Here is a 20,118-nt window from a genome sequence, read left to right as displayed (position 1 = left end):
CTACGATAACGCACAAACCTTGTAGCCCCGGTAAGCACAGCGCCACCGGGGAATGTTCACACTTACGCTTCCGTCTCGTTCACCCAGATACGCATCTCGCCTTCGCCGCGGTTGGCCCAGCTAAACCACGGAATAAAGGTTAATACTTGCGGCTGACGGGAGGACTGCGCACGGTCATAGTTCCACAGAGCCTGGTTTTCGGCATCTTCCGCCGTTTGCTTATAGCCAGGCGCCTGGAGAAGTATCTTGCGGGCAAAAATCCCTTTGCCCTCTACAGTGCTAAACCGGGCGTCGCGCGGCAGCTGCAGGTTATGCAATTGCTCGCCGTTATCCGCCTGCTCCAGGCAGTAAACCAGCGGACCGCGCTGGACGGCGACCAAACCGGCCTGGTGGCGCACCAGCGGGTTACCGTAAATGCGGCGCACCGGCATCGGCAGGGTTAACTGTAGCGTGTCGCCCTCCTGCCAGAGATGGCTGATGTGCAGATACCCTTTGCGTACGTCCTGCGTAACCGGCACGCCGTTGAGCGTCACCTGCGGCTTATCGCACCAGTCCGGCAGGCGCAGGGCCAGGGTATGATGCACAGGTGAAGATGAATCGACGACTATCTTCACCTGTTCCTGCCATGGATAGTTGCCGCTGATGCGCAGGCGCAGTGCCTCATTGCCGACCGGGATCTCCACGCTGTTGCCGACATACAGGTTGATGTACAGGGCGTCGTCGTGCGGCGAGTAGATATAGTGCCCCAGCGAGGTGAGCACGCGGGCGATATTCGGCGGGCAGCAGGCGCATCCGAACCAGCGCTGGCGGACGGGCTTAACGTGATCGTAAATATGGTTGAATTTTAAGGATTTTGGATTCACTTCCAGCGGGTTGACGTAGAAGAAGTGCTTGCCGTCGAGCGCCATTCCACCCAGCACGGTGTTATACAGCGCGCGCTCCATCACGTCGGCGTACTGGCTGTCGGCTTCCATCTCCAGCATCCGGCGGGCAAACATCATCAGGCCAATGGAAGCACAGCTTTCGGCATAGACCGTGTCGTTTGGCAGGTCATAGTCGCTGCTGAAGGCCTCCCCGCTGCTCTGCGAACCGATGCCGCCGGTGATATACAGCTGACGCTGGGCCATATTTTTCCACAGACGCAGACAATCCTGGCGCTTGCCCTCGTCCTGACTTAAACGGGCGAGATGGGCAACACCGGTCATCAGATAGACGAAACGGACCGCGTGGCCGATGGCGACCGGCTGTTCGGAAATCGATTGATGCGCCTGGCTGTAGGGCTTATCCATCACCATCCACGCCGGACCGTAGGTGTTCCAGTAAGAAGTTTTGCCGCGCTTCTCATATTCGATATCGTAAAAATGCGGCTGCGTTCCGCGCGCCTCAACGAAGTACTTCACCAGCGCGATATAGCGCGGCTCCTGAGTGACGTCGTACAGGCGCATTAACGCCAGCTCGATTTCCGGATGGCCAGGATAGCCGTGCAGCTGATTATCTCCGGGGCCAAACACGCTATCGATGTGGTCAGCGAGGCGGCAGACGACATCCAACAGACGACGTTTTCCGGTGGCCTGGAAGAAGGCGACGCCCGCTTCAATCATGTGCCCGGCGCAGTATAGTTCATGGCATTCGGCGAGGTTTGTCCAGCGCTCCTCTGGCGCTTTGACCGTGAAATATGTATTCAGATAGCCATCTTCACACTGGGCGGCCGCGACCAGTTCAATCACCTCGTCGGCAGTTTTTTCCAGCCCGGCGTCCGGCTTCTGGCACAGCGACCAGGCCACCGCCTCCAGCCATTTCGCCACGTCGCTGTCCTGAAAGACCATGCCGTAGAATTCGCCCTCCTGTCGACCGGCGGCGATGCGGAAGTTCTCTATCGCATGACTCGGGTCCGCCTCTTCGATGCGGTCATTAAGCGCATCCCACTGGTAGGGGATGACGACATCGCGTACCAGTTGCTGGTACTGGCCGAGGAACGGGTCGTTGATTTTCAGTTTGTGCAGATCGACTTCCATAACGGGCATGACGGACTCCTTAAGACTGAACGTGACGCGTGCGCAGGTCAGTGGCAATGCGCGCCATCATAGGATTGTTAAGCTTGCAGGCGCGAATAGTGAAGGCCAGCAGCAGATGGAACAGGGCGGGCAGCAGGGTCTCCATTGAGGAGATGCCCGCCAGGGATGAGGCCGTTTGGTTTTCCACGCCCGGCTGATAAGCCACGTAGATAAACACGACGCTGATAATGCCGGCGCTGGAAGCCCATGCCAGCTTGATAAAGAACAGGTTAAAAGCGAAGTTCATCCCGGAAGAGCGCACCCCGGTTTTCCATTCGCCGTAGTCGTCGGAGAAGGCCATCAGCGAAAAGTGCAGCGGAAGGGTAAAGCCGAGAATAATGCCGTTACCGAGAATGACGACCAGCCACAGGGTCTGGTACGCTTGCCCGGTTGGCAAAAACCACATCGCCACGGCCAGCGCGGCTAGCACCAGGTTGGTGTAGTAGTAGAGTTTGACGGTATCGAAGCGGCGCGAGAGCAGGTTGATGATCACGGAGCCCGCAATCGAGGCGAAGGTTACCATGGTGAAGAACAGCGAGGTGTAGCCGGTGGAGCCGCCCAGCACGTAGGTGATGAAGTACATATAGCCGCCGCCGCGGATATTAAAAACGTTGATCAGCAGGAACGACATTACCAGCATCAGCAGCAGCTGGTCGTTTTTACGCAGCCCGGCGATGTGCTCGCGCAGGGTAAATTTCCCCATGACATCCAGCGAGACGCGTTCGCGAACCCAGAAGAAGCAGCACAGGAACATCGCCACCGCGATGGCGCAGAGTACGCCGACGCCGTACTGATAGCCCTGCGCGGTATCGCCCTTGCCGAGCGCTTTCACCAGCCACGGCAGCCCAACGGAGACTAAGAATCCCGCCACGCCGCACAGCACAAAACGCCATGCCTGACATGAGATAACCTCGCTATGGCGCGTGGTCATGGTGTTGATCAGCGCGCAGTAGGGGACGTTAATCGCGGTGTAGCTCACCGACAGCAGCAGATAGGTGCCGAACGCCCAGGCGATTTTTACCCCCATGCTGGCGTCGGGCACGGTAAACGTCAGGACGCCGATAACGCCGATTGGCACGGCAATCCACAGCTGCCAGGGACGAAAGCGTCCCCAGCGGCTCTGGGTACGGTCGGCCAGCACGCCCATGATCGGGTCGGAAACAGCGTCGAAAACGCGCAGGGCCAGGAATAGGGTCCCGACCAGCGCGGGCGTCAGGCCGAAGACATCGGTATAGAAAAAAGTTAAAAAGTTCATGATCAGGCAGGTAATCACCGTCCCGCCCGCGTCGCCGAGTCCGTAGCCTATTTTTTCCCGAAGGGATAATTTGTCGTCCTGGGCACGCTGTGCCAAATCAGTTGTGGTAATCGGAGCCGAAGTCATAAATAACTCCCGGAGAGGATGTGCGAATAATATCCCACTGAAGTGCGGGCTTTAATTGTGTTATTTGCAAATTACGCTATTTATTCTGCACCAAATGTTGGGGGCAACAAGGGAAGGGAAAAGTATAAAAAGAGGACGATTCCGACCTGATGGTAAAAATGTGATTTCGATCCAGCAGACGGCTATTTTATCGTGAATAATCAAAGGGAATAGGGGTTGTTAATGATATTAAAAGCGGAATATTGAATATCTATGCTTGAATTATCCATGTCACTTCCGATTAAAGTGCAGAACGGCGGATTGTTTATTTCCCGCGGCGTCGGCAGCCATCCGGCGCGCCGGCTTCACTCCTGGGAAATAATCTTTGTGGAAAAAGGGACATTAACGATTCGCGAAAACAACGAGATTTTTAGCGTCAATGCCGGGGACAGTTTGCTGCTCTGGCCGCAGCGATTACATGTGGGGATCGGACAGTTTCCGGCAGATTTAAAATTCTACTGGCTGCATTTTGAAGTGATGTTGGGTGAGGGTGATACGCTGCTTTCTATTCCACAACACATGCGCGTTAATGACCCGCAGTATATTATTTCGTTGTTCCGCCAATTCTTACGCGAGCAGGAAAATATTCATCGTAGCGTGGCGCTGGAGCTGATTCTGTTGCTGATTTTGCAGCAAATTTCGGCGGCAGCAGGCGAACAGCCCGCCGACAGTCCCGGTAACGCGCTGGCGTGGCGAGCGCAGCAAATCATTCGTACCCGGTTTCATTTGCCCCTTTCCGCATCCACACTGGCGCAGGAGCTGCACTGCAATGTGGATTATCTGGGGCGCGTTTATCGCCATGTTTTCCGGCTGACGTTAACCGAAGCGCTGCACCGTCAGCGGGTAAGGGCGGCGGAAAAGCTGCTTATCAGCGATTCCCTGTCGCTTACCGAGGTGGCGATGAAATGCGGGTTTAACGATGTTGGCTATTTTCGCAAGATTTTCCGCAAGCACACCAGCCTGACGCCGGCGGCGTGGAAGCGTCGTTACTGCAAGGAACATATTAATTCGGCGTAGGGTTGATGGGCTTTTCCCGACGGGGACGGGCAGCTCGGACAGATGCGCAGCATCGCCTCCGGGAGAATTCTGCAACATCCTGCACGCTTTCCCCGGGGGCGGCGCAAAGCGCCTGCCCGGGCTACGGGACCGCAGACCGCCGGTAGCCCTGATAAGGCGTTAGCCGCGATCTGGGGAGTCCCGAGGTGTTAGTTTTGTCCGTAATAGGCGTTTGCGCCGTGTTTACGCAGATAGTGTTTATCGAGCAGTTCAGACTGCATATCCGGCAGCTGTGGCGACAGCTGGCGCGAGAAGAGACCCATATAGGCACACTCCTCCAGCACCACGGCGTTATGTACGGCGTCGGCCGCATCTTTACCCCAGGCAAACGGGCCGTGCGAATGGACCAATACCGCCGGGATTTGCGTCGGATCCAGGCCGCGCTGTTCAAAGGTTTTGATAATCACCTCGCCGGTCTGATACTCATACTCGCCGTTAATCTCCTCAACGGTCATCCGTCTGGTACAGGGGATCGCGCCATAGAAGTAGTCGGCGTGGGTGGTACCCCAGGCGGGGAGATCGAGCCCGGCCTGCGACCAGATCGTCGCGTGGCGGGAGTGGGTATGCACGATCCCGCCTATCTGCGGATAGCGACGATAAAGCGCCAGATGTGTTGGCGTATCCGAAGAGGGTTTTTTAGCGCCTTCAACGACTCTACCGCTGGCGATCTCTATGACCACCATATCGTCGGCGGTCATCTCCTCATACTCGACGCCGGAGGGCTTAATGACCATCAGCTTGCGCGTTTCATCGACCGCGCTGACGTTGCCCCAGGTAAAGGTGACCAGTCCGTGCGCCGGGAGCGCCAGGTTTGCCGCCAGTACCTCGGCTTTCAGTTGTTCTAACATGTGAATCCCCCTTCCTGCATCCGTGATTCAATCCAGCGCCGGGCCTGGATAATCTCCAGCACCGGCTCGCTGGCTTTCTCCGTCCACATCTCAATCAAAAATGAACCGCGGTAGTTCAGCTCGCGCAGCGTCTTAAAAATGCCGACAAAATCGACGCATCCTTCGCCGAACGGCACGTCGCGGAACTGTCCGGGGCTATCGTCGGTCACGGGCAGCGTATCTTTCAGGTGGATGGCGGCGATACGATCGATGCCCAGCTTCAGCTCGGCGGTGACGTCGTTTCCCCAGGCGCTGAGGTTGCCGACGTCCGGGTAGACGGTAAACCACGGTGACGAAAGCATCTCGTCCCACTTTTTCCATTTGCTGATGGAGTTCATAAAGGCGGTGTCCATGATCTCCACCGCCAGCATTACCTGCGCGGCAGCGGCCTGTTCTACCGCCCAGGCCAGCCCTTCGGCAAAACGCTGCCGGGTGCCTTCATCGTGCTCTTCGTAATAAACGTCGTAACCCGCCAACTGGATGGTGCGGATCCCCAGATCGCGCGCCAGGCGGATGGCTTTGGTCATGATCTCCCGCGCCCGATCGCGTACCGCTTCATCGCGGCTGCCAAAGGGGAAACGGCGATGGGCGGACAGGCACATTGAGGGGATGGCGACGCCGGTTTCCAGCATTGCGCTCACCAGCGATGCCCGCTGGCCCGGGGTCCACTCCAGGCGCGAAAGGCGTTCGTCGGTCTCGTCCACCGACATTTCGACAAAATCAAAACCGCAGCTTTTGGCCAGCACCAGCCGCTCAGGCCAGCTGAGATCCTTCGCCAGCGCTTTTTCATAAATACCTAACGGGTGGCTACGCATGCTGTTCTCCCCAGATAGCGTCGATTTGCGCGTGGAATTCGGCGGCAACCCGCGCCGGATGGGCGGCGCCTGCCAGCGCACGCCCGGCAATAAAGGCTTTGACGTTGATATCTTTGAACAGCGGCAGATCCGCCGGGGTAATGCCGCCGGTGATCGATAGCTCAAGGCCGATGTCGGAGAGCGCTTGCATGCGCGCCAGATCCGCCTCCCCCCACTGCTGCCCGCTGGCCTGGGCATCGCGTCCGCGATGGTAAATCGCCTGATGGACGCCGGTACGGTACCAGGCGCGGGCGTCATCCAGCGTCCAGTTGCCGAACAGCTCCATCTGAATCTCACCGCCGCAGGCCTGGGCCACGGCGTGGCCTTTCTCGACCGTGGCGAGCGGCGCGGCGCAGATGATGGTCATCCAGTTGGCGCCAGCGCGAAAGGCCTGCTGCGCCAGGGTTTCACCGGCGTCGGCGACTTTCCAGTCGGCGACGATGATCTTCTGCGGACACTGGGCGCGCAGGGCTTTAACCGCGCTAAGCCCTTCGGTTAAGCAGAGGATGGTTCCCGCCTCCACAATATCAACGTGATCCTGTAGCAGGGCGACATCGCGCTGCGCAGCCTGAAGGCTGGTGTGGTCGAGCGCCAGCTGCAGTAATGGTCGGCTCATAATGCGTGCTCCTTAATACGGGCGTGATAGCCCTGTAGTGCTTCAATCAAATGCAGGTAGTGGCGGTATTTGCGCTGATAGCGCGCGTGGGCGGTCATATCGGGCAGCAGCGTGCGCACCGGGTGCTGCCGGGCGTGCCGGGCATCGCTAAAGCTGCGGTATACGCCAGTGCCGACGCGAGCGGCGAGGGCCGCGCCATAGCAGCCGGTCTCTTCCACCTGCGGCAGTTCAACGCGTAAGCCGCTGACGTCTGCCAGCATTTGCATCCAGACGTCGGAGTGCGCCGGGCCGCCGGTGACGCGCAGGGTCTGAACGCTTGTAAAGCGTTCGCGCATACGGTTGAGATGGGTCATATGGCTGAATACCACGCCTTCATAAACCGCCTGCAGCAGGTGGGCGCGGGTATGCAGCGCCTGCATGCCGTAAAAGCCGCAGGTCATCTCCAGCCCGGCGTTGCTGCCGTAGAGAAACGGCAGAAAAAACAGCTCGCTACCGGCTTTCGGCAGGCTGGCTACGGCCTGATTGATCTCAGCAAACGAGAGATCGCCCCACTGGGCGGTAAACCATTCGAGGTTGCCGGACGAGGTCGGGCTGGCTTCGTGAACGATATACTGGCCGTCATTGACGTAGCGGCCATAGACATAAGGATGGGCTTCGTGTTCGCGCAAACCGTTGGCTATCCCGCTGGTGACGGCCCAGGTTCCCATTACCGCATTGAGGGCCGATTCATCCTCAATCCCGGCGCAAAGGGCGGTGGAGACCACGTCAAACAGGCCGCCAACGACGGGAGTACCCGCCGCCAGACCGGTTAAAGCGGCTGCCTGAGCGGTGATCTCCCCGCAAATTTCGGCTGACCCTACAACGGGTGGCAGCGCGTTATCGATTTCACCGATGCCCAGCCACTCGGTCAGGCGCGGGTCGTACTGGCCCGCGGCCATGTTGTAAAGGTTTGACTCGGAGATGTTGCTCTCCTCACAGCCTTTCACGCCGGTTAAGCACCAGCGCAGATAGTCATGCGTCATCATGACGCAGCCTATCTGCGCATAGCGCTGAGGTTCATTGTCTTTCATCCAGCGTAAAAGGGAGACCGGATGGCCGGTCCATAACGTTTGTCGGGTAATGGGGTAGAGTTGTTCCGGAATACCATCCTGCTGCCATTGATGGATGATGCCCATCGCGCGCCTATCGGATGAGAGGATTGCCGCTCCCAGCGGTTTGTCATTTTTATCGAGTAAAAATAGCCCCTTGCCTTGAGCTGAGATGCCTACACCGCGGATGCGGGTATTGTCGATGCCGGTACGTGAGAGCAATGTGGCGATAACCGCAGCACACTGTTGCCATAACGCATACATGTCGCGCTCTGCTCTACCCGGCTGTGGACTGAGCGTGCGCAGCGGCAGGCGCTCTACGCCTGCCTCCCGGCCTTCACGGTCATACAATCCGGCTTTCAGCCAGCTTCCGCCGCAGTCTAACCCCAGCCAGTAATCGCTCATAACTTATTGCACCTCATCAACGGCTTTCAGGAGATCTGCGCCCTGAGGGCTGTCTTTCAGGAACATATCGCGTACCTGGTTACCGAGCACATCGCTAAAGGCTTTACGATCGATATCGGTCAGAACTTCCACTCCGGCTTGCTTCATGCCGTCGATGATTTTTTGCTGATCTTCGGCGACCAGTTTGCGCTGATAGTCGCCGGCTTCTTTGGCGGAACTTAGCAGCGCTTCCTGAAACTGCGGGCTTAAAGAATCGAATTTGGTTTTATTGATCACCAACAGCAAAGGAGAATAAGCGTGGTGAGTCAGAGAAAGGTACTTTTGTACTTCATAGAATTTGGCCGACCAGACGACATTAATAGGATGTTCCTGGGCATCAATCGTGCGGGTTTCCAGCCCGGTATAGACTTCGGAGAACGGCATCGGAATCGGGTTCGCACCAAAGATTTTAAAAGCCGCGATATTCATTGGGCTGTTATTGGTACGAATTTTTAACCCTTTTAGATCGGCAGGGGTTTTTACCGGCGTACGGGAGTTAGTAACGTCACGCCAGCCATTTTCCCAGTACGCGAGAACTTTTAGCCCTTTTGACTCGAGTGATTTTTTCAGTTCATCGCCGACTTTACCGTCGAGCGTTTTATGCGCATGTGGGGTATCGCGAAACAGGAATGGAACATCAAGTAAGTTGAATACCGGGGCCAGGCCGGTGAAATTGTTTGAACCGGACATTTCCATATCAATGGTTCCGCCACGCACCCCGCTGATCATCGCCTGTGCGTTACCTAATGTGCTGTCAGGAAAAAGTTTTAAGGCCAATTCGCCATTGGTTTTTTCTTTTAATAATTCGTTAAATTTTTTCGCAGCAATATGTTGGGAGTCAGTTTGCGGTGTTTCATAACCAAAACGTAAAGACTGCGCCGCCAGAGACGACATGCTGAAAACTGTCAGGCCAGCTATGAATAATGAACGAGCAATAACATGTAATTTCATAATATTATCCTTTAATTAATCCATTTAAGCGGTGTGGTAATTAGCTCGGGAATAAAAATAAATAGAACCAGCAGCGACATCAGGACAGCAACGTACGGGAATACGCCTCTCACCGCGTCATCAAACTTTAATTTTGCTACGCCGGATATCACGTTAAGAACGTTACCGACCGGCGGTGTGATTAACCCTATAGAGCAGTTAATAATGAACATGACTCCGAAATAAATAGGGTCAATGCCTGCTTCTTTAACCAGCGGTAATAATACGGGGGTAAGAATTAACACCGTTGGCGTTAAATCCATCACCATACCCACGACCATAATTGAAATCATAATGACGATAAATAAGAGTCGCGGAGAGTCGACCAGCGGCTGCAGCAAATCTGACACCATCATTGGCAATTCCGCGATAGTAATCAGCCAGGCGGATACTTGTGCCGCGGCGACCAGAAACATGACGACAGAGGTTGTTTTGGCAGCATTGACCAGCACGTGGTAAAGACTGGAAAACGTTAATTCCCGATAGATAACGACGGCGACAAAGAGGGCGTAAAACGCGGCAACTGCCCCAGCTTCTGTTGGCGTGAAGAGCCCGGAACGGAAGCCGCCGATGATAATCACCGGTAAAAACAGCGCCCAGATGCCTGAAACTAATGATTGCCAGATTTCACGCGTTGTTGCTTTGGGCTGGGAGGGAAGATTTAATCGCCCGGCTTGCCACCACCATGTGAGCATAAGCGCCGCGCCCATCATGATTCCCGGTGCGATGCCAGCCATGAACAGCTTGCTGATAGACAGACCGCTGGAAACGCCAAAGATAATAAAAGGAATTGAGGGTGGAATAATGGGTGCAATGATCCCGCCGGAAGCGATTAACCCAACGGAGCGGTTGATCGGATAGTTTGCCGAACGCATCATCGGCACGAGCAGCGCGGCAACCGCGGCGGTATCCGCCACCGCAGAGCCAGAAAGACTGGCCATGATCATGGCTGCAATAACGCCTACGTAGCCCAGGCCGCCGGGTTTATGGCCGACCAGCTTCATTGGCAGATCGACGATTCGCTTTGACAGGCCGCCCGCGTTCATGATTTCCCCGGCCAGAACAAAAAAAGGAATCGCCAGCAGGGAGAAACTGTCTGCCCCGTTAACCAGAGTCTGCGCCATAATCTGCACGTCAAACATATCCAGGTATGTCATCAGAGCAGCGCCGCAAAGTAGTAACGACCAGGCGATGGGTAAACCAATCGCGATCCCGCCGAGCAGGCAGCAGAGAAATATCACCACGGCCATGATTAGGCTCCTTGCTGTGGTTGTTGAAAGGAATCGTTACGCGTTATTAAGCGATACAGCCGACGCAGTTCGATTAATGCGATGGCAACGCTTGTGGGCAGACAAGCGATATACATCAGGCCAATCGGTAAACCGAGGATTGGCGAGTGATCGCTCCAGTCCTGCATCGCTTTTTGCAAACTGCCCCAGCCTAGTGCGATGCATAACAATAAAATCAGCGAATGTGTCAGTAGCGAGAGACGGCGTTGATTCGCTGGTGAGAGTTTTTCCACTACAAAGATGACCTGAACGTGAGCGTTATCCATAAATGCAACGATGGCACCGATAAATGTCAGCCATACAAAGAGATAACGAGATAATTCATCCACTGATAAAATACTGCTCTCAAAACCATAACGTAAAACCACATTAATAAATACAATGCAGGAAAGTACGGCAATTAATACCGCAAGTATGCCCTCAAGTACCCGCTTCATAACGACTCCATCAGGTTGTGGAACTTATATTTTTTGCGCTGAATATTGGAACTTAACTTCTTATGCCTGGTGTATATTAGGTCCGGTACAAAAACGAATTGTTCGTCGTAAATTAAGATTTTAATACTTGAGTCAGGTCAACCGCTGGGTGGCTTTCGCCAGAGTATTAATACCGTCACGTAATATACTAATGCGGTGATTAATATCGGCGCTGGCATTGATTTCCAGCAATTTAATCCCGGTAAACCGCAGCGGATCGGGATCGGCGGCGGTAATGAGCTCCCTGGCATGTTTCTCGGTCATCAGGCTTTGCGAGCAGAAAGGGGAGAATGGAGCATGGAGATCTTGCCACGCGCCGTACTCTCCGCTCTGCGTCGTGCCGGAGAACATCAGCGCACCGAGCTTTCCTGCCCGTTTGGCCTGATGCACGTGGGTTAGTGGCAAACGACTATTCTGCCCTTCAATGGCGGAACGCGCCCAGTTAATGCAGATGCTGATGTCATAGTCAGCAATGGTTTCCAGCACGTTTTCTAACGGTAAGAATCCTTTGCGCGGTGCGGGGCCATTCATTGCGTCGCAGTGTTCGAGCACCAGCTCGCAGGACCAGTCCCAGCGGGTAATTTCTTTTAATGAACGGGCAAAGGCGTCGGTCGCCTGAGCCACGTTGGCATTGCCCGCCAGCGGGGCGGCGTGAAGCTCAAGGGCAATGACCTTTCCGTCGTTATTGCCATTGATTTTAGCGATCTTCTGCTGCAGGTGGCGATAGTACTCCACGCAGGCTTTGCGCTGCTCTTCGTCGCTGGACGCCAGCCCAAAGCCGCCGTTTTCACCGCGGCGGCGCATGGTCTCCATAATGGCGGTGACAACGATTTGCCAATTTCCCGGCGTATGGCGCAATAACCACTCGTCGCCGAGTGGATGCAGATGTTCAAGGCAAGGCTGCTCCAGCCCACGAATGTTTGGGGTATCGGAGAGCTGTCGCCAGAATTCCGTCTCTTCCTCTTCACTCTTTTGGTGAAATGAGGGGGCACAGGGGTACGCACCGATAATGTAACCGGTATTATTCGAATTCATAGTGTGCTCCTGAAAATAATTTTCTATAAAGCCGCTATTGCAACTTTAACGACTATTTTCCTGATTGGCGTAGCGATATTTTTATTACAACCTGGCCGATGAACATCCTGCGGGAAAAAAATCGCGTAACTTCCCGGTATCATTTCAATGAACGACTCATGCTCACTATCGTGGTAAAAAATAATATCACGCTGTTCTAATAAGGCTTCGTTTATTTCATTATTGCCGGTATCAATAGCAATACCGATTTTCTCTTCACCCGACGCCAAAAATTGAATATCCAGATAGCGGCGATGCACCTCGGGACGATTGTCAGCGGCATCGCGGGTGGTTAAATCGATGATCTGCGCGTAAATATTTTTACCATCAATCTCCACGACGCCGGGTTCGTGCGTGCGAAAGTCTGTGGTGCGTAAAAAATGAAGCGCTTTCTCAATCGCGTCTGGCAGATGACATGGATTCGGCTGCGCGATATGACCAAAGATCATATTTTAACTCCCTACAACGCTTGAATTTTAGCCCAGACGCTATCGTCAATGGTGATGCCGTTACGACGATTTTCATCCAGCAGTTTCGTAAATTCATGACCAGGCAGACGAATGGCCACGTTTTCATCTGCCCGTTCAGCGGTGGTGACGAAACCCATAATCCGCTGCAGTTTGGCATCACGGGTTGCGCCGTCGATCAGCTTATCCACTTCAATGGCGATGAAGATCTGCGAAACGCCATATTCATCGCTGTTTTCCTGGGTGACTTCAGCAACGGAGGAACCGTTAGAAAGCAGAGTGGCTATCATATCCAGCACGATGGACAGACCGGAGCCTTTCCAGTAGCCCATTGGCAAAATGCGGCGATTTTTTTCGATTACGCCAGGCTCTTTGGTCAGATGACCCTCATCGTCGAATCCACCATCCACGGGCAGTTCGCGGCCGGCAAGGCGGTTAACTTCCAGCATACCGTAGGAGAACATCGACATCGACATATCCACCATGGTGATCGGCGTCGACGGAATGGCGACGATCAGCGGGTTGGTACCGATGCGGCACTCTTTAGCGCCCCAGGGTGGCATCACGGCGATGGAGTTGGTCCAGCAAATGCCGATATAGCCTTTTTCCGCCGCCTGCCAGCCGTAGCTGCCGCCGCGCATCCAGTGATTGGCATTACGTAGTGCGATCAAACCGATACCGTGCCCGGAGGCCAGCTCAATGGCCCGATCCATCATCTTTTTCGCCGTCAGGTTGCCGATGGAGCGTTGGGCATCCCATTGTTCGATGGCGCCGAGGCTGGTCACCCGCTGCGGTTTAGCTTCAGGGATAATGTCGCCGTTATGTAACTGTTGGATGAAACGCGGAAAACGGTTAACACCATGGGAATAGACCCCGGACTCGGTTGTTCTGGCGAACATTTCAGCGCACTCGTCCGCCGTTTCTTCCGTGATATTTCGTGACCGTAGCACACGATAGAAGGCCTCTTTTAACTCTGCGAAAGTTACTTTCATCCCAGCTCCCCTGGTCGATTCTTAAAAATGATGGTATGTTTTTTTATCTCTAAATTTCACAATGCGAAACCTGATTCCAAATATATAGATCAAAAATTAACAAGGCAACGATATGTAACTTTTTTAAAAATCATTAAAATCAAAATGTTATGCTTTTTATGTTGAGATCGTGAACTACAACACACTTTGAGCTACCATCTGAGTGCCAGGAAAAGGAGGGGTATTTCTGATGAACCTGAACGATGAAAAAGAGAAACCAGCAGGAAGTCAGAGCCTGTTTCGTGGCCTGACGTTGATAGAAATTTTGAGTAACTATCCGAACGGCTGCCCGTTGGCGCACCTGTCGGAATTGGCGGGATTGAACAAAAGTACCGTTCATCGCTTATTACAGGGGCTGCAGTCCTGCGGGTACGTGACGCCTGCCCCGGCGGCGGGGAGCTATCGTCTGACGACAAAATTTATCGCCGTTGGCCAAAAGGCTTTGTCGTCGCTGAATATTATCCACGTCGCGGCGCCGCATCTTGAGGCGCTCAATCTTGCCACCGGCGAGACGGTGAACTTCTCCAGCCGTGAAGATGACCACGCCATCCTGATTTATAAGCTGGAGCCGACCACCGGCATGCTGCGTACGCGCGCTTATATTGGTCAGCATATGCCGCTGTACTGTTCGGCGATGGGGAAGATCTACATGGCGTTTGGTCACCCTGATTATGTTGAGACTTATTGGGACACGCACCAGGACATCATCCAGCAGCTCACCCGTAATACCATCACCACGTTACCCGCCATGAATCTAGAGCTGGCGCAGATCCGCGAGCGAAACATGGCGATGGACAGGGAAGAGAACGAGCTGGGCGTATCGTGCCTGGCTGTTCCCGTTTTCGATATCCATGGGCGCGTGCCTTATGCCATTTCTATCTCTCTATCAACATCGCGCCTCAAGCAGGTGGGAGAGAAAAATTTACTCAAGCCGCTGCGCGATACGGCAGAGGCGATTTCCCGCGAACTGGGCTTTTCCGTGCGGGAAGGGTAAGGCAGATGACCAGATTATCCCGGGCATCTGAGAGAAAACGCCGCTGACTCCATTCAGGATCAAGGCGCGGAAGCGGTTTTTTCTGGCACTCTGCGTTTTTATCCCCAATGGAGCAAGGATGAACCGGTTTATTCTCGCGGATGCGCAAAAGTGCATCGGCTGCCGTACCTGTGAAGTCGCCTGCGTGGTGTCCCATCAGCAGGACCAGGACTGTTCTGGCGTCTCCGCCGCGCGCTTTGCGCCGCGGATCCGCGTGGTGAAAAATGATGAACTCTCGACGGCGACGCTGTGCCGCCAGTGCGAAGATGCGCCCTGCGCCAACGTCTGCCCCGAGGGCGCAATCCGCCGCGAAAACGCGGTCTGGCACGTGGATCAGCGCCGCTGTATCGGATGCAAAAGCTGTATGGTGGCGTGTCCCTATGGCGCGATGACCGTGATGCGGGTGGAGGAGGGCGTACAGGCGCTGAAGTGCGATTTATGCAGCCATCGCGAAGAAGGCCCGGCCTGCGTGGCGGCGTGCCCGACCCAGGCGCTGCGCTGCATGGAGCCGATGGAGCTGGAGAGAATAGCCGCTGAACGTCGCCAGCGGATGGCGCTGGCGATGTAGCGATGACGCCTTCTTACGGTGTGTTCCCGGAGGCGGCGCTTGCGCGCCTTGTCCGGGCTACCTGTCCGCAGATCGCTGGAAGCCTGTAGCCCGGCTGAGCGCAGCGCGAGCCGGGAATATATCTGGATTATTCAGGATTCTGGCGCCCGTTTACCCGCCCTGTTCACCCCATGCGCGTTCAACCTCTTCGGCGAGAATCTTCACGCCCGCTTCAATCTTCGCCGGGTCCGGCACGTAGTTCATGCGCATGCACTGATGCGTGTGCGGCCACGGCTTATCCAGGCCCGGGAAGAAGTAGTCGCCCGGCACCATCAGGACGCCGCGCTTTTTCAGGCGCTGGTACAGCAACTCGGTAGAAATCGGCAGATCCTTAAACCACAGCCAGAGGAAAATCGCCCCTTCCGGCTTATGAATCAGGCAGCGATCTTCCGGTAAATAGCGGCGAATAATGGCGATAGTCTCCTGCACGCGCTGGTAATAGAAAGGCTTAATCACCGTTTCTGACAGGCGCAGAAGATCGTTGCGCTTAATCATCTCGCACATCATAGCCGGCCCCATTCCACCGGGGGCGAGGCTGATAATGCCGTTCATATTGCTGATGGCGGTGATGATTTTTTCGTTTGCGATGATAATCCCGCAGCGGCTACCCGGCAGGCCCAGCTTGGATAGGCTCATGCACAGCACGATATTCGGATTCCACAGCGGCCTGGCGTCGCTGAAAATAATCCCCGGGAACGGAACGCCGTAGGCGTTATCAATCACCAACGGGATGCCGTGCTGGTTGGCCAGCGCATCCAGCTTGATCAGCTCATCGTCGGTGATCACGTTACCCGTTGGGTTGGTGGGGCGGGAAACGCAGATCATTCCCGTCTCGTCCGTGACCTGCAAATGTTCGAAATCCACGTGATATTTAAACTGGCCTTCCGGCAGCAGCTCAATATTCGGGCGAGTGGCGACAAACAGATCTTCTTCGAGGCCGGAATCGGCGTAGCCGATGTACTCGGGCGTTAACGGAAACAGCACTTTACGGGTGGTTCCATCCGCACGACGGCCTGCGAAGAGGTTAAACAAGTAGAAAAACGCGCTCTGACTGCCGTTTGTCAGTGCAATATTCTGTGGTTCGATCTCCCAACCCAGTTCATCACGCAGCATCTGCGCCAGCAGGGCCAGCAGCTCGCTTTTACCCTGCGGACCGTCATAATTACAAAGCGCATCAAGGGCTTTGCCGCTGTTCAGCATGTCGGCCAGCAGGCTATGGAAGTAATCATTCATTTCCGGAATCTGTGCGGGATTGCCGCCGCCCAGCATGATGGCGCCCGGCGTACGTAGGCCGTCATTGAGGTCTTCCATCAAGCGGGTGATGCCCGAATGACGGGTAAATTTGTCGCCAAAAAGTGAAAATGTCATCGCGATTAGTCTGTCGGTATTCCAGGAAAGTGGGTAACCATAACGCCAGTGCAGACAGGGTGCAAATCGAGGTATCAGGAAGATATTTTGTTTTTATGCTGTGAGAGAAAATATTTTTGGATGTTTATCCTGAAAAGGCTCCCCCGAACGTCAGGGGAGCCATGGGTCAGAAAGCTACTGCTGACCTGCCCATACCACCATCACTTTGTCATCGCCGTTCTCGCGAATAAAGCCGTAGCCTTTCGCCATCGATAGCGTGGTTTGTTTACCCATGCCAATCGCCGGGTGACGGGCGCGGAACTGGCCCAGTTTCTCCCAGTGGGTCACGCTGCGCGCGGCTTTGCCGTTGACGTCCTGCCAGTTCATATCTGAACGCGTCCCCTGAAGCGGATCGGAGCCGGTCGGACCGAACGGTCGTGAGGATTCATCGCCGTAGAAGATCTGCACTGCGCCAGGCGCGAGCAGCAGCAGTTCCGCCGCCGTGCTGCCGCCTTCGCGGAACAGGCTGGTATCGTGTGAGGAGAGGTAGCTTAACACATTGAAATCCTGAAGCTTCTCCGCCATATGTTGCCAGGTGAGGTCTATGTTCGCCAGGCAGCTTGTCGCTTTCGCCGCCTGATCCTGGTAATCAAAGTTCAGCATGGCGTCAAAGCCGTGGCGATAGTAGTCGCTCTGCATCACGCCGTGGCCCCAGGCTTCGCCGGTCATCCAGAACGGCGCGTTATCCAGCGCTTTGTCCGGATTGGCTTTTTTCCATTCCGCCAGCGCTTCAGTGGCCTGAGTTTTTAATTGCAGCCAGGCGGCCTGCTCGACGTGCTTGGCGGTATCGACGCGGAAGCCGTCGATACCGTAATCGCGCACCCATTGGCTCAGCCAGTGGGTCAGATAATCGCGCGGCGTATAGCCGGGGATCGCTTTGGCCGCGGTATCCGGCTTATGGCGATAGAAGTTCGGCAGGCCGGATGGCTCCGTGGATTCGGTTTTCAGATCCGGCAGGAAGGCCAGCGACATGGTCAGGTCGTCAAAGCCGGGGTTGTCGTAGTCGCCGATATCGGTGCGGATCCATTTTTTACCCCACCATTTCTCCCATCCGGCTTTGTCGCTGAAGTTGATGTAATCGTTAAAGCTGTGCCAGCTTTGGCCCGTGCGGGGCTTCCAGTCGGTCCAGCGCTCTCCGAAGGTCTTTTTCAGTTCATCTCCCTGGATGTACAGCGAGCCGAACTGAAACTCCTGCATATCGGCCAGGGTCGCGTAGCCGGTATGGTTCATCACCACGTCGAACAGAATGCGGATCCCGCGCTTGTGGGCTTCATCGACGAGGCGACGCAGATCGTCTTCCGTCCCCATATTAGCATCCAGCTTCGTCCAGTCCTGGATGTAATAGCCGTGATAGGCGTAGTGCGGGAAATCGCCTTTCGTACCGCCGCCGACCCAACCGTGGATTTGTTCCAGCGGCGAGCTGATCCAAAGGGCGTTGACGCCGAGCTGCTGGAGGTAATCCAGTTTGCTGGTCAGGCCCTGCAGGTCGCCGCCATGGAAGGTGCCAATTTCCTGCATGCCGTCTTTGTGGCGGCCATAGCTATTGTCGTTGGCCGGGTTGCCGTTGACAAAGCGATCGGTCAGGACGAAATAGACGGTGGCGTTATGCCAGTTGAACGGCGCGGCGGCTTCCGTTTCCGCGCGTTCAAGCAGCAGCAGACCATTGCTGTTGAATGCCGGCTGGAGGGTAATTTTACCGCCGCTGACGGTCGCGATATTGCCGCTGTAGAAATCGCGAACTTGACTGCCTTCGGCGAAGGATTTGCTGACGTCAATGGTGAGCGGCTTGCCATCCCATTTCGGACACTGTTTCATCTGCGGCGCGGCGGCGGCGGTCTGCTTCTCCTCCAGAGAGACCATCAGGGTTGGCGTACCTGAACGGGTATCGACTTCCAGTGTATAGCGGCCATCGCGGAATACGCGCCACTGCGGCGCCGGATCGCGGCAAGGCTCCATAGAGAGCATCTGGTTGAGCTTGATCGCGCCGGCAGGCTGCCAGCACTGTTGGTCAAACGTAATCCGCAGAGGGCGCGTACCCTTTGCTACCTCGTTTTGACTGATAAATCTGCCGGTGCCTTCTTCGGTAAAGGCGGGGAAATCTGCGGTAGTCCAGGCGGCGAAGGCCATCCCAGGCAACAGCAGCGACGCAAGCGCAGCGAGTTTCATTCCGGAGTCCTGTGTGCGGTTTTTTGTTCAGTTTGCGCGTCCGGCAGTCCCATGAACTCATCCCAGCGGCGCTTTTCCAGGGAGGATGGAAAAGGGTGAGTGATCGCGTTCAAAAAATGAGCAAAAAATGAGAAGGTAGTCGCATTTTTGTACTGTTGTCAGGATGCGGAAACCGATTTCAGATGACAGCTTTTCGGAATTGGACTATTTCTGTGGGTGCGTCATCTGGGTATTTTTGATACTATTCGCGATTCAACTATCGATTTTTTGTGAAAAACAAGGCGTTGGAATGATTGCATCCGACCAGGAGACCTAATGATATCGACTCCCATTCGACGATATGGGGCCGCGATACTCATGTTACTTACCTGCATATTTTCAGGTAGTGTGCTGGCAACAACACACACAGCAACAACGAGTCATAAAGCCCCAATCGTTAAGAAGCAAAGTACCGTTAAAGTAAGCAAGGTAAGCAGTAAACAAGAGTATTCTCGCAATAGTGTAAAGAGCAGTTCACTTCCTGATTTGCGAAAATACCCTTCCGGGACACCAAGGAAAAAAGCGTTTCTCCGGACGGTAATGCCTTATATTACGAAACAGAATCAGGTGATTACCGCCGATCGTAACTGGCTTGTTTCAAAGCAGTACGATGCGCGCTGGTCGCCAAGTGAGCGTACTCGACTGAAAGAGATCGCCTCTCGCTATAAAGTGAAGTGGTCCGGCAATACTCGCCATATTCCATGGAACTCGTTGCTTGAGCGCGTCGACATTATCCCGAATAGCATGGTTGCCACCATGGCAGCGGCGGAAAGCGGCTGGGGAACGTCAAAGCTGGCGCGGGTGAACAACAATCTGTTTGGTATGAAGTGTGGCGGTGGAAACTGCCGCGGCGCGGTGAAGGGCTACTCCCAATTTGATTCGGTGGAAGAGTCCGTTCAGGCCTATGTCCGAAATCTGAATACGCATCCGGCCTACTCGTCATTCCGTAAATCGCGTGCGCAGCTGCGTAAAGCCGATCAGGAAGTGACCGCCAGCACGATGATTCATAAGCTGAAGGGCTATTCGACCAAAGGGTCGAGCTATAACAACTATCTCTTCGCGATGTATCAGGATAACCAGCGGTTGATAGCCGCGCATATGTAATGGATTATCCATGACA

18 protein-coding genes are annotated in these 20,118 nt (G+C 55.0%); 4 read left to right on the top strand and 14 right to left on the bottom strand.

All coding sequences use genetic code 11. The annotated features are described in order from the left end of the window. Positions 1-62: 62 nt before the first annotated feature. Positions 63-2,024, bottom strand: a complete 1,962-nt coding sequence (locus tag KCG39_RS17525; protein ID WP_049113620.1) for a glycoside hydrolase family 127 protein — start codon at positions 2,022-2,024, stop codon at positions 63-65. A 10-nt stretch (positions 2,025-2,034) separates the two neighbouring features. Beyond that, positions 2,035-3,435, bottom strand: coding sequence for an MFS transporter (locus KCG39_RS17520; RefSeq protein ID WP_087828422.1), 1,401 nt, complete (start codon positions 3,433-3,435; stop codon positions 2,035-2,037). A gap of 252 nt (positions 3,436-3,687) precedes the next feature. On the opposite strand from KCG39_RS17520, the gene KCG39_RS17515 reads away from it, so the two are divergent. Beyond that, positions 3,688-4,491, top strand: a complete 804-nt coding sequence (locus tag KCG39_RS17515; protein ID WP_211811437.1) for an AraC family transcriptional regulator — start codon at positions 3,688-3,690, stop codon at positions 4,489-4,491. A gap of 188 nt (positions 4,492-4,679) precedes the next feature. Here KCG39_RS17515 and araD read toward each other — a convergent pair whose 3' ends face one another. The 10 genes from araD to yiaK all read right to left on the bottom strand — a co-directional run bounded on the left by araD (position 4,680) and on the right by yiaK (position 13,707). Further along, positions 4,680-5,378, bottom strand: a complete 699-nt coding sequence (gene araD, locus KCG39_RS17510; protein ID WP_142468076.1) for an L-ribulose-5-phosphate 4-epimerase — start codon at positions 5,376-5,378, stop codon at positions 4,680-4,682. Then, on the bottom strand, positions 5,372-6,232 hold the full coding sequence (locus tag KCG39_RS17505) for an L-ribulose-5-phosphate 3-epimerase (protein ID WP_004126521.1): 861 nt from the start codon (positions 6,230-6,232) through the stop codon (positions 5,372-5,374). The genes araD and KCG39_RS17505 overlap by 7 nt, the downstream gene beginning before the upstream one ends. Further along, complete coding sequence (ulaD, locus tag KCG39_RS17500) at positions 6,225-6,887, bottom strand: 3-keto-L-gulonate-6-phosphate decarboxylase UlaD (RefSeq protein WP_049113623.1); 663 nt, start codon at positions 6,885-6,887, stop codon at positions 6,225-6,227. The genes KCG39_RS17505 and ulaD overlap by 8 nt, the downstream gene beginning before the upstream one ends. Next, positions 6,884-8,380, bottom strand: coding sequence for an FGGY-family carbohydrate kinase (locus KCG39_RS17495; protein WP_142468077.1), 1,497 nt, complete (start codon positions 8,378-8,380; stop codon positions 6,884-6,886). Before KCG39_RS17495 ends, ulaD begins: the two co-directional genes overlap by 4 nt. A gap of 3 nt (positions 8,381-8,383) precedes the next feature. Beyond that, the gene (gene yiaO / locus KCG39_RS17490; RefSeq protein WP_004126515.1) at positions 8,384-9,370 is read right to left on the bottom strand and encodes a 2,3-diketo-L-gulonate TRAP transporter substrate-binding protein YiaO; all 987 of its coding nucleotides are present in this window, start codon (positions 9,368-9,370) and stop codon (positions 8,384-8,386) included. Between the two features lie 11 nt (positions 9,371-9,381). Then, the gene (yiaN, locus tag KCG39_RS17485) at positions 9,382-10,659 is read right to left on the bottom strand and encodes a 2,3-diketo-L-gulonate TRAP transporter large permease YiaN (protein ID WP_004126509.1); all 1,278 of its coding nucleotides are present in this window, start codon (positions 10,657-10,659) and stop codon (positions 9,382-9,384) included. Positions 10,660-10,661: 2 nt separating this feature from the next. Then, on the bottom strand, positions 10,662-11,135 hold the full coding sequence (gene yiaM, locus KCG39_RS17480; protein ID WP_142468078.1) for a 2,3-diketo-L-gulonate TRAP transporter small permease YiaM: 474 nt from the start codon (positions 11,133-11,135) through the stop codon (positions 10,662-10,664). Positions 11,136-11,267: 132 nt separating this feature from the next. Continuing rightward, positions 11,268-12,209, bottom strand: coding sequence for a DUF4862 family protein (locus KCG39_RS17475; RefSeq protein WP_142468079.1), 942 nt, complete (start codon positions 12,207-12,209; stop codon positions 11,268-11,270). A 23-nt stretch (positions 12,210-12,232) separates the two neighbouring features. Then, positions 12,233-12,697 (bottom strand): YhcH/YjgK/YiaL family protein, encoded by a 465-nt coding sequence (locus KCG39_RS17470; protein WP_004126501.1) that lies wholly within the window; start codon positions 12,695-12,697, stop codon positions 12,233-12,235. A gap of 11 nt (positions 12,698-12,708) precedes the next feature. Further along, positions 12,709-13,707, bottom strand: a complete 999-nt coding sequence (gene yiaK, locus KCG39_RS17465) for a 3-dehydro-L-gulonate 2-dehydrogenase (RefSeq protein ID WP_211811436.1) — start codon at positions 13,705-13,707, stop codon at positions 12,709-12,711. A gap of 229 nt (positions 13,708-13,936) precedes the next feature. Here yiaK and yiaJ point away from each other — a divergent pair, with 229 nt between their 5' ends. After that, entirely contained in the window at positions 13,937-14,740 is an 804-nt protein-coding gene (gene yiaJ, locus KCG39_RS17460) for an IclR family transcriptional regulator YiaJ (RefSeq protein WP_004126495.1), read from the top strand. A 118-nt stretch (positions 14,741-14,858) separates the two neighbouring features. Continuing rightward, positions 14,859-15,347 carry a 4Fe-4S binding protein gene (locus KCG39_RS17455; protein WP_004126493.1) on the top strand — a complete coding sequence of 163 codons (489 nt, stop codon included), beginning with the start codon at positions 14,859-14,861 and terminating at the stop codon, positions 15,345-15,347. Positions 15,348-15,497: 150 nt separating this feature from the next. On the opposite strand, the gene avtA is transcribed toward KCG39_RS17455, so the two are convergent. Both avtA and KCG39_RS17445 read right to left on the bottom strand, forming a co-directional pair. After that, the gene (gene avtA, locus KCG39_RS17450; RefSeq protein WP_142468082.1) at positions 15,498-16,754 is read right to left on the bottom strand and encodes a valine--pyruvate transaminase; all 1,257 of its coding nucleotides are present in this window, start codon (positions 16,752-16,754) and stop codon (positions 15,498-15,500) included. Between the two features lie 174 nt (positions 16,755-16,928). Then, on the bottom strand, positions 16,929-18,959 hold the full coding sequence (locus tag KCG39_RS17445) for an alpha-amylase (RefSeq protein WP_049113632.1): 2,031 nt from the start codon (positions 18,957-18,959) through the stop codon (positions 16,929-16,931). Positions 18,960-19,274: 315 nt separating this feature from the next. On the opposite strand from KCG39_RS17445, the gene KCG39_RS17440 reads away from it, so the two are divergent. Further along, positions 19,275-20,102, top strand: coding sequence for a protein bax (locus KCG39_RS17440; protein WP_071988248.1), 828 nt, complete (start codon positions 19,275-19,277; stop codon positions 20,100-20,102). Positions 20,103-20,118 lie beyond the last annotated feature (16 nt).

It is taken from the genome of Klebsiella pasteurii (assembly GCF_018139045.1).
Taxonomy (GTDB): domain Bacteria; phylum Pseudomonadota; class Gammaproteobacteria; order Enterobacterales; family Enterobacteriaceae; genus Klebsiella; species Klebsiella grimontii.
This window is presented reverse-complemented; position numbering and strand designations above follow the sequence as displayed.

Bases quoted from the DNA above. Each gene is read 5' to 3' on its own strand.
- KCG39_RS17525 (WP_049113620.1), bottom strand. From the start codon at position 2,024: ATGCCCGTTATGGAAGTCGATCTGCACAAACTGAAAATCAACGACCCG.
- KCG39_RS17520 (WP_087828422.1), bottom strand. From the start codon at position 3,435: ATGACTTCGGCTCCGATTACCACAACTGATTTGGCACAGCGTGCCCAG.
- KCG39_RS17515 (WP_211811437.1), top strand. From the start codon at position 3,688: ATGCTTGAATTATCCATGTCACTTCCGATTAAAGTGCAGAACGGCGGA.
- araD (WP_142468076.1), bottom strand. From the start codon at position 5,378: ATGTTAGAACAACTGAAAGCCGAGGTACTGGCGGCAAACCTGGCGCTC.
- KCG39_RS17505 (WP_004126521.1), bottom strand. From the start codon at position 6,232: ATGCGTAGCCACCCGTTAGGTATTTATGAAAAAGCGCTGGCGAAGGAT.
- ulaD (WP_049113623.1), bottom strand. From the start codon at position 6,887: ATGAGCCGACCATTACTGCAGCTGGCGCTCGACCACACCAGCCTTCAG.
- KCG39_RS17495 (WP_142468077.1), bottom strand. From the start codon at position 8,380: ATGAGCGATTACTGGCTGGGGTTAGACTGCGGCGGAAGCTGGCTGAAA.
- yiaO (WP_004126515.1), bottom strand. From the start codon at position 9,370: ATGAAATTACATGTTATTGCTCGTTCATTATTCATAGCTGGCCTGACA.
- yiaN (WP_004126509.1), bottom strand. From the start codon at position 10,659: ATGGCCGTGGTGATATTTCTCTGCTGCCTGCTCGGCGGGATCGCGATT.
- yiaM (WP_142468078.1), bottom strand. From the start codon at position 11,135: ATGAAGCGGGTACTTGAGGGCATACTTGCGGTATTAATTGCCGTACTT.
- KCG39_RS17475 (WP_142468079.1), bottom strand. From the start codon at position 12,209: ATGAATTCGAATAATACCGGTTACATTATCGGTGCGTACCCCTGTGCC.
- KCG39_RS17470 (WP_004126501.1), bottom strand. From the start codon at position 12,697: ATGATCTTTGGTCATATCGCGCAGCCGAATCCATGTCATCTGCCAGAC.
- yiaK (WP_211811436.1), bottom strand. From the start codon at position 13,707: ATGAAAGTAACTTTCGCAGAGTTAAAAGAGGCCTTCTATCGTGTGCTA.
- yiaJ (WP_004126495.1), top strand. From the start codon at position 13,937: ATGAACCTGAACGATGAAAAAGAGAAACCAGCAGGAAGTCAGAGCCTG.
- KCG39_RS17455 (WP_004126493.1), top strand. From the start codon at position 14,859: ATGAACCGGTTTATTCTCGCGGATGCGCAAAAGTGCATCGGCTGCCGT.
- avtA (WP_142468082.1), bottom strand. From the start codon at position 16,754: ATGACATTTTCACTTTTTGGCGACAAATTTACCCGTCATTCGGGCATC.
- KCG39_RS17445 (WP_049113632.1), bottom strand. From the start codon at position 18,959: ATGAAACTCGCTGCGCTTGCGTCGCTGCTGTTGCCTGGGATGGCCTTC.
- KCG39_RS17440 (WP_071988248.1), top strand. From the start codon at position 19,275: ATGATATCGACTCCCATTCGACGATATGGGGCCGCGATACTCATGTTA.